The following is an 11460-nucleotide window of genomic DNA, read 5'->3' on the forward strand; positions in this document are numbered from 1 at the left end:
GGGCAAGGGCAATGCCGATGCAGCCGCTGCCGGCGCAAAGATCCAGGATTTTCGGGGCGGATATGCCCTCTGCCGCCCGGAGCGCACATTCCACCAGGGTCTCCGTGTCCTGCCGGGGAATCAGCACGCCGGGCCCCACCCGGAAGGGCAGCCCGTAAAATTCCCACTCCCCCAGCAGATACTGCAAGGGCTCGCCCGCTAGTCGCCGCCGGGTCAGAGCATGCAAAGCGGCAGTCTGTTCCCCGGTCAAAGGCTCCTCCAGCTGCTGCCGGGTCATGAGCCGACAGGATGCCCCCAGCACATGCTCCAGCAGGCACGCCGCCTCAAAATCCGGGCTTTCCAGTCCACCCTCCCGGAGCTGCTGCCGGAGCGCCAACCGGGCTTCCCGGCGGCTTACCACTGATCGTCCGCCAGATCCTGGGGGATGCAGGGAGTGATGGCGGCGATGGCAACTTCAATCTGCTTGTCATCCGGCTCCCGGGTGGTGATCCGCTGCAATTGCAGCCCCGGTGCGGACAGGATCTTGGTAAAGGGATTGGTGTATCTGCCGGCAAGCCGGATGAACTCGTAGGAAATACCCACCACCAGGGGCAGCATCCCCAGACTGCACAGCACACGCTGCCACACCACGAACCGGGCGGGAATGAAGCATGCCGCAAAGATCCCCACGATCAGCACGATAAAGATAAAGCTGGTGCCGCAGCGGGGGTGGAACCGGGTCATTTTTTTCACATGCTCCACCGTCAGGGGCAGATGCGCCTCATAGCAGGCAATGGTCTTATGCTCCGCTCCGTGGTATTCGTATGTACGCCGGATGTCCTTCATGCAGGAGGTTACCGCCATATATCCTACAAATACCGCAATTTTCACAATGCCCTCCGCAATGCTCCGGACAATGTGGTTGTCGGTCAGAGGATCGATCAGTCCCACCACCCACTTGGGCAGGTACAGAAACAGCAGGAAGGCGAACACCGTGCTGATCAATGCGCTGACCACCATCAGAGCCTTCATGAATTTCTCTCCCAGGTGATCCGTCAGCCATTGCTCAAACCGGTTCAGCTCCTCCTCCTCGTCGTCGTCCTCCACCTGCTTTTCGGCGGATTTCATCAGACACCGGTACCCGTCCTTCATGGACAGCACAAAGTTGACACATCCCCGCACCAGGGGCACACGCCGGTACCAGGGGGGATTCTTGCCGTTTTTCTCCTCCCAGATTTCTACGTCAATGGTGCCGTCCGGCAGGCGGCACGCCATAGCTCCCTTCAGGGGGCCTTTCATCATCACGCCTTCGATCAGCGCCTGTCCGCCGATCTTGCTTTTGTGCAGCGCCTTCTGCGCCTTTGTTTCCTCTGCCATAGCTGCTCCTTTTACGCTTTCCCATGCCCGGCGGCGGGAATGTCAATGGTCACCGTGGTGCCCACGCCCTCCGCACTGGCGATCTCCAGCCTGCCCCCATGCTGCCGGATGATTTCGTCCGCCACTCCAAGCCCGATGCCGGATCCCCGGCGGCTGTGGTTGGCTTTGTAGAATTTGGTTTTGATCTTGGGAAGATCCGAGGCTTTGATGCCTACCCCCTGATCCTCCACCACAATGCACACCGTTTTCCCCTCGTCCTTCTGGGTGGCGGTGATCTGTACCTTGCCCCCCGGGTTGGAGTATTTGATGGCATTGTCGATGATATTGATAAACACCTGCCGGATCCGGTTCTTGTCCCCGTATACGATGGGCAGAAACTCCGGCTCATTGTAGAGAATTTCGATATGCTCCCGTCTTGCACGCTCCGTGTAGATGAGCACCGCCTCTCCCAGCTCCGCCAGCACGTCCATTTTGTCCATCTGCATGGTGAAATGGCCGCTCTGCATCCGGGAAAAGTCCAGAAGCTCCTCCACCATCCGGGAAAGCCGCTCGGTTTCGTTGGTGATGACCCGGATGCCCTTGTGCATGGTTTCCATATCCCCTCCGGCGTTCAGGGTCTCCGCCCAGCCCTTGATGGCGGTCAGCGGCGTCCGCAGCTCGTGGGATACGGAGGAAATGAACTCGTTTTTCATGGTCTCCGTGGCGGAAAGCTCGTCCGCCATATGGTTGATGGCGGTACAGAGATCCCCGATCTCGTCCTTGCTGGAGGCGGCGATCCGCACGGAGAAATCCCCCTTTGCGAATTTTTCCGCCGTGGCGCTGATCTGCCGGATGGGGAACACGATGGAGCGGATAAAGTACATGCCGGACAGAGCAAGCAGCAGGAACACCCCGATGCACAGCAGGGTCATGGCAACGGAAAAGGTGAGGATGTTGGCGTCGATCTCCGTCAGGGAGATGACCATCCGCACAGCGGTGTACTCGTCGGACAGATCCTCAATGGGATAGGTCACCGCCATCACATGCTCCCCGCTGCGGAGCCTGCCTACCGTGTAGCTGTAGGCGTTCCGATCCCCCTCCATCGCCATATCATAGTCCGGCATGCTGACCCGTTCGTCCGGAGAGAAGCCGGAGGAGGTCAGAACCACATGCCCCCGGACGTCAATGGCCATCAGCTCGATCTTGTCCTTGTCGCTGAAGTTCTCCAGGGTATTCCGGATCTCTGCGGAAAAGCTGGCGGGGCTGTCCTCCGCATACCGGCTCAGAACGCCGGATACCGCATTCATTTTCGACAGCAGGTACTGCTGTGCGCCGCCGTAGTAGTAATTCTGGATGGCGTAAATGAACCCCAGCTCCACCGTCAGCAGCACCAGCAGCACCACGCACAGATTGTTCAGGATCCATCGCTTGGTGATGGTTTGCCTTGCCATGTTACATTCCCCCGGCAGCGCCCTCAGGCGTCATTCCACTTGTAGCCGTAGCCCCAGATGGTGATGATGTACTGGGGGTTGGAGGGCTCATCCTCGATCTTCATGCGGATCCGCCGGATGTTCACGTCCACGATCTTGTCGTCTCCGAAGTAGCTGTCCCCCCAGATGTGGCTGAGAATGCTGGAGCGATCCAGGGCGGTGTTCTTGTTGTTCATAAAATACTCCAGGATCTGGTATTCCACCTGGGTCAGATCCACCGGCTTGCCGTTTTTGGACACGGTGCGGCTCTTGAGGTTCAGCAGGAAGGGGCCGGATTCGATCACCGGGTTGTTTTCGTTCTTGATGAAGCTCATGCACACCCGCCGGTAAATGGCGTCCACCCGGGCGGTCAGCTCCGAGGGGGAAAAGGGCTTGGTGATGTAATCGTCCGCCCCGATCATCAGACCGCTGACCTTGTCCATTTCCTGCGCCTTGGCGGTGAGCATAATGATCCCCAGGGTGGAGCTGCGCTCCCGCAGCTTCTTGCAGACGGTGAATCCGTCGATGCCGGGCATCATAATGTCCAGCAGCACAATATCGAAGTTTCCATGCTCTGCGTCAAAGGTTTTCAGGGCTTCTTCGCCGCAGTTTACGTCGGTTACATCGTAGCCGGCACGCTTGAGGTTGATGACCACGAAATCACGGATCACATCCTCGTCCTCGCATACAAGAATTCGTTTCAAGTTCCGGTTCCTTCCTTTCTGCATTGTGATTAGGCGTGAAACAGCAGGATTGCTTCACTGACGGTAAGTCCCAGGGGATCCGTCGTTTCCGGCACCTGCGCCAGGTATCGGAGTCCGTTTTTGGAGCAAAGCAGGATATAGCTGTTGTCCAGCCGATCCTGAAGGGTGTCGGCGCTGTCGGTGATGCACAGCCGCAGCAGAGGCAGGGTACTGTCCTCCAGGCTCCTGCCCAGCTTGTAAAACACCAGCTCCTCCGCCAGAGCGTCCTGCTTGACCGTCACCTTCCGTTCCCACCGCCGGGGCAGGACAAAGGAGAACTGCTGATCCGGGCTGTAGTAGCCGGAGCATTTGCGCATCAGGCTGCCGCCCCGGCACTCGTACCAGCTGGTCATCCGGATCTGCTCGCTTTCCGTGGTGTCCGTATATCCGGGGAACAGGGTGTTTACCGGGATCTCCGCAATGCCGTCCCCGTCCAGGTCACAGGTCAGATACCCGCTTTGCCGGCTGGTACGGATGCCGGAGTCCCCATCGGTGTATACCAGGGTGAGCACCCCCTCCTGCATGGTCAGCGCCTGGGTCTGAATGGTGGAGGAGCCGGTCATGCCGTCCAGCCACACACAGGGGATCCCATCCGCCGTATTTCCGTACAGAAGATTTGCAAAGTCCGTAAAGCCCTCGTTCAGTGCTGTCCGGGATTCGTAATAGCTGCCGTCCCGGGCAAGCACATAGGTGACGGCACGGGCGGACTGGGACACGGTCTGCCCACAGACGATCAGCAGCTCGTTTTCCCCGTTCTGATCCAGGTCGCATACATCCGCCAGGGAGTAGCTGCTGTTCAGAGTCTCCGTCAGCGCCCCGTCCCGGTAGTCGTATACGCTGAGCACCCGTTCCCCCCGGTTCACCATGCTGTAGCCCACGATGATGTTGGTGCGGCTGTTGCTGCCCAGCCGGGAGATCATGACCTTTTCCACCTCGGCGCCCCCTGCCGCCAGATCATACACCGATCGCCAACTGCCGTTGATCTGATCCAGCACATTGAGCCGCAGGGCGTTCTCCTCGCTTTGCAGCAGGTTTTTTTCGTAAAATACCAGAGCCTCATCCTCTCCGTCTCCGTCAATATCGCTGACGATAAAAGCGGACAGGTAGTCCCCGGTCTTGGGATATTTCAGACTGATGTTGCTGCCTGCCGCCCGGCGAAGTGCTTCATAGATCTGCTCCTGCTCCACGCTGAGCTTCGGGGGGGACAGCAGTCCGTCAATGCTGGTGCTGAAGGTGCAGCCGGACAGCAGCGTCACCGCCGCCGTGCAGGCTGCAAGCAGCCGTGCTTTCATGGGCTTCCCTCCGGTTTAGTCCCGATCGTCCAGCGGCACATAGGCACGCTCCTTGGCGATGGCCTTGTATGCGGGGCGGATGATCCGCTTGCCGGTGATGGTCTCCTCCATCCGATGGGCTGCCCATCCGGCGATCCGGGAAATGGCGAACATGGGCGTGTACAGATCTGCCGGGATCCCCAGCATTTTGTACACCAATCCGGAGTACATGTCCACGTTGGCGCAGATGGCTTTGTCACTGGCCTTGAAATCACGGAAGATCTCCGGGGTCAGCCGCTCAATGGTGTCCAGCAGCCGGAACTCCGCCTCGATATCCTTGCCGTGGGCAAGCTCCATTGCCTTGCGCTTGAGGATCACCTCTCTGGGGTCGGACAGGGTGTATACCGCATGCCCCATACCGTAGATCAGACCGGAGCCGTCCCCGGCTTCCTTCCGCAGGATCTTCCGCATATGGTCGGCCACCTGCCCCTCGTCCTCCCAGTTCTTCACGTTTTCCTTGAAGGAATCCAGCATCTGCATCACCTTGATGTTGGCACCGCCGTGCCGGGGGCCCTTCAGCGCCCCGATGGCTGCCGCATAGGCGGAGTAGGCGTCCGTGCCGGAGGAGGTCAGTACCCGGCAGGTAAAGGTGGAGTTGTTGCCGCCGCCGTGCTCTGCATGCAGGGTCATGAGCGTATCCAGCAGATGGGCTTCCGCATCCGTATACTGCCGGTCGTTCCGCAGCAGGGACAGCACAGTCTGGGCGGTGTTTTCCTCCGGTCGCAGGGGATGCATGATCATGCTCTCTCCGTCAAAGTGGCTGCGCTTGACCTGGTATGCGGATGCCATGATTACCGGCAGCTTTGCCACCAGGCTGATGGCGGTGCGCAGCTCGTTTTCAATGCTCTTGGTTTCGCACTCCGCATCGTAGGAATACAGCGCCAGCACGGAACGTGCCATCTTGTTCATGATGTTGTTGGAGGGCGCCTTGAGGATCATGTCCACCACGAAATTCTCCGGCAGGGGCCGGCAGGCGGACAGATGCCGGGTAAAGGCGTCCAGCTCCTGCCGGTTGGGCAGATCCCCCAGCAGCAGCAGGTATACGGTTTCCTCAAAGCCGAAGCGCCCCTCCTGCTCCGCATGGGACACCAGGTCATTGATCTGATAGCCCCGGTAGATCAGCTCGCCGGGAATGGGGTCGATTTCCCCTTCGTTGACCACATAGCCGTGTACGTTGCAGATCTTGGTGATCCCGGCAATGACACCGGTGCCGTCGCTGCGGCGCAGACCACGCTTCACGTGGAATTTCTCGTACAACTGGGGATCAATCCGGGAGCCGGCGATCAGCTTGTCACACAGGGGCTTGAGATTCATCATATTTTCGTTCTGCTGGTTCATGGGATTCCGCCTTTCTGTACCGGCGGTACGCACAGGGACAGCCTGTCCGCCGGACTCGCATTCATAGGCGTCTGCGGGTTCTATACGCTAGCCTACACTTATATTTTATTATACTATAGCCCGGATTGCTTGTCAATGGGTCATTCCATGAAATGCCGATGAAACCGGGGTTTGACAAGGGGTATGTCCAAAGCGTATAATAGGAAGCAGCAAAGGATACGGAAAGGGGTGGGCGTATGCCCGGATTACAGATGGCGGCGTGGATCGCCGCAGGGCTTGTGGGCTTGTTCCTGCTGCTCTGGATGGGCAACCGGTGCGCCAAGCACCGGGGCAGGGTGGGAGAACGGATGGTGGCGGCACAGCTACGCCGGTTTGCCCGGAAGCATGGGGGAAAGGTGTGCAGCAACGTGTACCTGCCCCTGTATGCGGGCACCTGCGAGATCGACCACCTGCTGTTCGGCAGCTTCGGGGTGCTGGTGGTGGAAACCAAGCATGTGGGCGGCGAGATCTCCGGCAACGGCAGTCAACTGCGGCAGGTGATGGGAAGCAAGACCCACCAGCTATACAATCCCCAACTGCAAAACAAGACCCATGTGGACAATGTGCGGCATCATCTGCGGAAGGCGGGGCTGGAACGGATCCCGGTGCAGGGACTGGTGGTGTTCTCCAATCCCCGGGCGGTGCTGCATACCCAGGCAGGGATCCCCCTGTCCCGGCTCCAGGATACCCTGTGCAGACTGCCGGATGCCCGTCAGCCCTGGAAGCAGGCATACGCCGCTCTCCGGGCGGTGCAGGTGCGCAATCCCCTGCGGCAGCTGTGGCACGACTGGAAGCCCCATCGGAAAAAGCGGTAACAGAAAACGGATCCGGAATATTCCGGATCCGTTTTTTGATGCCTTACATTACTTTGTCTTGCGCTTTGCACGGCGCTTGGTGATGTATTCCGCCTGTGCCTGCCGACGGGCTGCAACCGCTGCCAGCAGCGCCTTGTTGTGCTTGTGGTCGTACAGCCCCAGCCCTACGCATGCGGCGATGCCAAGGAGCATCAGCACAAGACCCTGGGTAAAGCCGTTGGGCAGGAAGCTCATTTCCACCTCGTGGGTACCGGGGGAAAGCTGTACGCCGATCATGGCGTTGAACAGCACGATGGGTTCCACCTTCTTGCCGTCCACCTTTACAGTCCAGCCCTCCTCGTAGGGGATGGAGGTCATCATCACCTGACCCTCCTGGGCGGTGATGGTACCCTTGAACCAGCGCTCGCTGTGGTCGGTGATCTCCCACTGCTGCTGCTTGAGCTTTGCAATGTCCTCCTCAAACTTTGCCTGGTTGAAGTGGTAGAAGAATGCGTTCTGGAAGATGGTGTATTCCTTGGTGACGGTCATCCGGATGGTGAACTCCTGTCCTGCCGGCAGAGAGCCAAGACTGACGATCCGGTAATCGTCCCCTTCAAAGTAATAGGTGAGGAATTCTCCGTCCAGGAACTCGCCCTCCTTGTTCCAGAAGGGACTGTACCACAGGTTCACCTGCCGCTGATTCTCGGTCTTGAAGAAGAAGTAGATGGGATCATCGGACAGCGCCTTGAACTTCATGTCGATGGTGTGATCCCCCTCGCCGCTGACATCGTAGCAGGTCTGCACACCGTAGGGACGGGCGGTCAGATTGTTGAGGATTGGCTCCCCCTCCTGGGGAATGGGGTAGAAGTATTCGGTGTTTCCGGTGATGGCACCGGTGGTGGGATCGAAGGTGGTGCTGCCGCAAATGGTGCTCATCATCACGTTCTGGCTGTTGAAGGGGTTGTCGTTGCCAAGACCGGTGATCCGGCGGGCGGTGTTGCTGACCATGTAGCCGATGGACATGGCGTTGGGGTTTTCGTAAACCGTCACCAGCTGTTCCTTCTGATCCTGCTTCTTGCACATCTGGCTGAATACCTCATGGTAGCCTTCGTTCACGTTGTCGGACTGATCCAGCACATACTTGATGCCCAGCAGACTGTCGGAAATGGGAGTGGACCCGTTGTACTTGGTGTAGTAGCTGTGGCAGGTGTAGCCCATTGCCTCGATGAACTTGATGATCCGGGTGTTCATAACGGAGCTGGAGTGGGTGATGCCCCGCAGCCCGAACGCCAGGTCATCGTTCACCATCCGGTGGTAGGTCTTGTCTGCCCGGTAGAAGGATTTGTCGTAGTCGTAGAGCCGGTCGGTGATCTCCCTGCCGCTCTGGATGTAGGAAATATAGGTGCGGCGCTCGGAGTATGCCACTTCCTTGTCGGTGGATTTCATGGTATCCAGGGCATTGTAAGTCAGCTCGCCGCCGATCAGCAGCATCATGAGGATGGGCAGCACCTTTTTGCTGTTCTTTTTCTGCTGGATGAACAGCAGGATGGTGTAAGCCCCAAACAGACCCACGGATACCCAGATGGCGCCCTTGGTATCCAGATAATCAAATTCCCCATGCTTGTTCTTCTCGTACAGCACCAGCATCAGGAACATGAACCACACAAAGAAGCTGCCGTAAATGGCGGCGGGCTTGGTTTCCTTCAGCTCCTTGAACGCCATGGCAGCCATGGTGAGGATCACGAAGGAGAAAATGAAGGAGTACCGGAAGGGCAGCCAGTTGGGCATCTGTCCGCCGTGCCACATCATATCCACGGGACGGATGTACATGCTGGTGAACAGTGCCGCTGCCAACAGGCCCATGCCGATCTTCTTGCGCAGGGGGATCTTGCTGTTCAGGAAGAACAGGGGCAGCAGCAGGGCGGTGATCAGACCGCAGTAGATCTCCGGCATACCCTGGACGTTGACGGAATTGTACTGTGCCACAGAGGCGATCTGGGCAAAGAAGTCAATGGGGGTAAACTGGAGCTTGAAGGAGTAATCCGGGTTGGCGGTAAAATTGAATTTACCAAGCGCCAGTGCGTTGTATATCGGCAGAATCAGTACCGCCGCCATCATCAGAGCCACCACCGTGCACAGGAACATCCGCAGGATGCTGTAGCCGTATGCCTTCAGATCCTTGCTCTTCATGCGGAAATGCTTGAGCTTGTCGGAGCCGACAAACAGGTAGTAGGCGAAGTACAGGGCGGTGAAGATGCAGATCATGAAGCCGATGTAGAAGTTTGCAAAGCACATCAGCGCCAGTGGGATGATGTAGTTGATCTTTCTGCCGTCGTCGATCAGATACTCCACGCCCAGGCAGATCAGGGGCAGGAACACCAGACCGTCCAGCCACATGGGGTCGATCAGCTGGGTGATGGCATACGCCATCATGGCGTACATCATGGAGAACAGCAGGGCGTGCAGAGGCTTCAGCTTCCGGGATTTTTGCAGGAAGTAGCAGAAGGTGACCGCTGCGGTGCCCAGCTTGCAAAGCTGCATGATGAGCAGACTGCCCAGGATCATGGTGCGGGGCAGGAGAATGACAATCAGAGTAAAGGGACTTGCCAGATAGTAGCCGATGATACCGAAGAACTCACCGGACAGGTTCCGGGACCAGTTGTAGAAAATACTGCCGTCCCCCCAGAACGCATCCCGGATGGCTTCAAAGTAGTACACATACTGTCCGTTCAGATCCAGGCACAGAACCGATTCCGGGCCAAAGGGATACATGCCGAACAGGGCATATGCCAGATAGGTCAGTGCCACGGGAATGAAGAACGCCAGGATGTAGATATAATTCCGGGCGCACCAGCACTGGAGCCGCTCAAAGAACCTGATCTTGCCCAGAGGGGGCAGCTTGACCTGGGTCTTGGGAGCAGCCTTCATGGGCTTGTCCCCCTGGGTCTGCTCCGGCTGGGGCGCAGCCTGTGCCTGGGCTTCCGCCTTTGGCTCTGCCTGTGCTGCCAGGTCAGCCTCCGGAGCGGTCACTGCCTTTGGCTCTGCCTGGGGCGCATGCTGCTTGGCAGCCATCTGCTTGCGCTTTGCCTTGGATGGTTTGGATGACATGATGATCCTCCTTCTTTGTTATGGGCGCATACTGCACCCGAATTTCCATATACTTTTCTATTATACACGATGCCAGTGCTTTTTTCAACCCTTCCGGTGAATTTTCCGCTGGTTTCTTGCGGTGGGAGCAAAAGTATGCTATACTAAGTTTATATGTACAAAAGGAGGAGTGGCTTTGCAGAGAAAACAACTGATCGGCCTGGGTATGGTTGGTCTGGGCGGACTGCTGATGTACGGGCTGTTACGCTGGCAGCCGGAGGGCGTATTCGGGTTTCTGCTGATGCTGACCGGGGCATTGCTGCTGGTGCTGGGGGCGGGCATGTGGGTGCTGACGCCCGGTCCGGCCCATGCAGAGCCGGACCCCTCCTTACAGGAATCCCCCTCCCGTCCCTGGATCTCCTGGGGCATCGCCCTGGTGTGTCTTGGCGTGTTCCTTGCAGTACAGCAGTACCCCAAGCTGCCTGCTGCCCTGGGGCTTCGTGTCGGATCCATCCGTGCCGGGGAATACTGGCGATTCGTGACCTACGGCTTTACCCACCGGAGATGGATGCACCTGGCAGGAAATCTGCTGTCTTTGCTGATATTGGGCACAAGGCTGGAAAACCAGTACGGCAGGCTCCGGTTCTGCATGGTCTATCTGCTGGGGATGCTGGGCGGCGGCTTTGCCTTTCTGGCATTTGACGGGGTAGGTACCTGCATCGGGGCAAGCGGCGCTTTGTACGGAGTCATGGGGTTTTTGCTTTCCGTCGGCATCGCAGACCGGGCAATGATGGGGCGCTTTCTGTACGAGTATCTGATCCCCCTGGCATTGGTAGGGGCGGCGGAAAGCCTGTTTTCTCCGGGGGTGTCCGGCTGGTGCCATGCGGGCGGCTTCCTGCCGGGGCTTCTGTTCGGGCTGGGCTATCTGCTGCACCGGGCGCTGTCATCAAAGTGAAAGGTCGTATCAAACAATGGAAACACAAAACCGCACCTGGCTGAGTCACAGTCTGTTTTCCGCCCGGTGCTTCTGTAAATGGGCGCTGCTGGGGCTTGCCATGGGCGGCGTGGTCGGTCTGGTGGGCACCGGCTTCTCCTGGGCGGTGGATTCCGTGACCGCACTGCGGCAGGTACATAGCTGGCTGCTGTATCTGCTGCCTGTGGCAGGGGTGCTGATCGTGGGATTGTACCACCTGTTTGGCATCTACACGGACAAGGGTACCAATCTGGTGCTGCTGGCAGTCCGGGAGCACGGGAAAATGGATCTGCGGAATATGATCTGCATCTTCACCGCCTCCGTGCTGACCCATTTATGCGGCGGCTCCAG

The 11460-nt window shown here is 58.3% G+C and carries 9 protein-coding genes and 1 pseudogene; 3 read left to right on the top strand and 7 right to left on the bottom strand.

Annotation, left to right across the window (positions count from 1 at the left end):
- The 6 genes from QVO51_RS04760 to QVO51_RS04785 all read right to left on the bottom strand — a co-directional run.
- A partial coding sequence (locus QVO51_RS04760) for a N5-glutamine methyltransferase family protein (protein ID WP_369677898.1) occupies positions 1–400 on the bottom strand: 400 nt, incomplete at its 3' end.
- Positions 394–1356, bottom strand: coding sequence for a DUF1385 domain-containing protein (locus QVO51_RS04765; RefSeq protein WP_022357438.1), 963 nt, complete (start codon positions 1354–1356; stop codon positions 394–396). The genes QVO51_RS04765 and QVO51_RS04760, both read right to left, overlap by 7 nt.
- 11 nt (positions 1357–1367) lie before the next feature.
- Entirely contained in the window at positions 1368–2786 is a 1419-nt protein-coding gene (locus QVO51_RS04770; protein WP_022357439.1) for a sensor histidine kinase, read from the bottom strand.
- A gap of 23 nt (positions 2787–2809) precedes the next feature.
- Positions 2810–3508 (bottom strand): response regulator transcription factor, encoded by a 699-nt coding sequence (locus QVO51_RS04775; RefSeq protein WP_022357440.1) that lies wholly within the window; start codon positions 3506–3508, stop codon positions 2810–2812.
- Between the two features lie 29 nt (positions 3509–3537).
- A complete protein-coding gene (locus tag QVO51_RS04780; RefSeq protein ID WP_022357441.1) occupies positions 3538–4839 on the bottom strand; it encodes a hypothetical protein in 1302 nt (433 codons plus the stop codon).
- Positions 4840–4854: 15 nt separating this feature from the next.
- Positions 4855–6216 carry a citrate synthase gene (locus tag QVO51_RS04785; protein WP_022357442.1) on the bottom strand — a complete coding sequence of 454 codons (1362 nt, stop codon included), beginning with the start codon at positions 6214–6216 and terminating at the stop codon, positions 4855–4857.
- A gap of 236 nt (positions 6217–6452) precedes the next feature.
- Here QVO51_RS04785 and QVO51_RS04790 point away from each other — a divergent pair, with 236 nt between their 5' ends.
- Positions 6453–7070 carry a nuclease-related domain-containing protein gene (locus tag QVO51_RS04790; RefSeq protein ID WP_015557525.1) on the top strand — a complete coding sequence of 206 codons (618 nt, stop codon included), beginning with the start codon at positions 6453–6455 and terminating at the stop codon, positions 7068–7070.
- A 48-nt stretch (positions 7071–7118) separates the two neighbouring features.
- Here the strand turns inward: QVO51_RS04790 and QVO51_RS04795 are convergent, their stop codons facing one another.
- Positions 7119–10157 carry a YfhO family protein gene (locus QVO51_RS04795; protein WP_022357443.1) on the bottom strand — a complete coding sequence of 1013 codons (3039 nt, stop codon included), beginning with the start codon at positions 10155–10157 and terminating at the stop codon, positions 7119–7121.
- 175 nt (positions 10158–10332) lie between these two features.
- Here QVO51_RS04795 and QVO51_RS04800 point away from each other — a divergent pair, with 175 nt between their 5' ends.
- Positions 10333–11091 carry a rhomboid family intramembrane serine protease gene (locus tag QVO51_RS04800; RefSeq protein ID WP_022357444.1) on the top strand — a complete coding sequence of 253 codons (759 nt, stop codon included), beginning with the start codon at positions 10333–10335 and terminating at the stop codon, positions 11089–11091.
- 16 nt (positions 11092–11107) lie between these two features.
- A pseudogene (locus QVO51_RS04805) lies at positions 11108–11460 on the top strand (chloride channel protein); the annotation flags it as partial.

The organism is Ruminococcus sp. CAG:379 (assembly GCF_000434255.1).
Lineage (GTDB): Bacteria > Bacillota > Clostridia > Oscillospirales > Ruminococcaceae > Ruminococcus_F > Ruminococcus_F champanellensis.

What these genes read in the sequence shown, in the direction of transcription:
- QVO51_RS04765 (WP_022357438.1), bottom strand. Translation starts at nt 1,356, where the DNA reads ATGGCAGAGGAAACAAAGGCGCAGAAGGCGCTGCACAAAAGCAAGATC.
- QVO51_RS04790 (WP_015557525.1), top strand. Translation starts at nt 6,453, where the DNA reads ATGCCCGGATTACAGATGGCGGCGTGGATCGCCGCAGGGCTTGTGGGC.
- QVO51_RS04795 (WP_022357443.1), bottom strand. Translation starts at nt 10,157, where the DNA reads ATGTCATCCAAACCATCCAAGGCAAAGCGCAAGCAGATGGCTGCCAAG.
- QVO51_RS04785 (WP_022357442.1), bottom strand. Translation starts at nt 6,216, where the DNA reads ATGAACCAGCAGAACGAAAATATGATGAATCTCAAGCCCCTGTGTGAC.
- QVO51_RS04770 (WP_022357439.1), bottom strand. Translation starts at nt 2,786, where the DNA reads ATGGCAAGGCAAACCATCACCAAGCGATGGATCCTGAACAATCTGTGC.
- QVO51_RS04780 (WP_022357441.1), bottom strand. Translation starts at nt 4,839, where the DNA reads ATGAAAGCACGGCTGCTTGCAGCCTGCACGGCGGCGGTGACGCTGCTG.